We start from the raw sequence: 687 nt of genomic DNA on the forward strand, positions 1-687 counted from the left end.
CTAATGCGACAATGCCCGCGACGATGGTTTTCGCGTTCCTTTTCATGCTGCAGAACCCCGTTCGTGATGTGGTGTAAATGTTTTGTATTTTTATGGTTAAAAAGCATTCTGTGCTTTTATTAAACAACGCCATTTTTACCATTGAGTTTAATGGTTTAGCGCAGTTTTTCACTAAAAAACAGATTAAAACCTCTATTTTTCAGTCGATTAAGCAAAGATAATATTCTGTATTTTGGTGAAGATAAACAAAAAAAAGTCCATCCTGCAGCATAAAATAACGATACATAAGGCGGAATAAAACGCTGCACATTAGGTTAAAATTCTGCTTATTTTTCGATCCATGACGGATTGCGCTACCCTGACAACGCCAGGAAAACGAATCCCCTGATGTACGCGCAAAAAACAGCGCTCCGCCAGACAGCAATTTTGGGTACACTGGCGCCTCTGTTTTGCACTGGATTTGCCGCCCATGAAACTGACCATTATCCGTTTACAGCACTTCAGCGATCAGGATCGCATTGATCTGGGGAAAATCTGGCCGTCGCAGGATCTGTCGACGCTGACCCTTGATGAAAACCATCGTCTCTACGCCGCCCGCTTTAACGAGCGCCTGCTGGGCGCCGTGCGCGTTACCCTGCGCGGCGTCGAAGGTGAGCTCAGCGATCTGTGCGTGCGTGAAGTGACCCG

General features: G+C 46.1%; 1 protein-coding gene. It reads left to right on the plus strand.

What is annotated here, in order from left to right; translation table 11 throughout:
• Positions 1-469: 469 nt before the first annotated feature.
• Positions 470-687, plus strand: a 218-nt coding sequence (gene panM / locus ABD481_RS46605) for an aspartate 1-decarboxylase autocleavage activator PanM (RefSeq protein WP_344672337.1), incomplete at its 3' end; no start/stop codon positions are given.

Source organism: Catenulispora yoronensis (assembly GCF_039531695.1).
Lineage (GTDB): Bacteria > Actinomycetota > Actinomycetes > Streptomycetales > Catenulisporaceae > Catenulispora > Catenulispora yoronensis.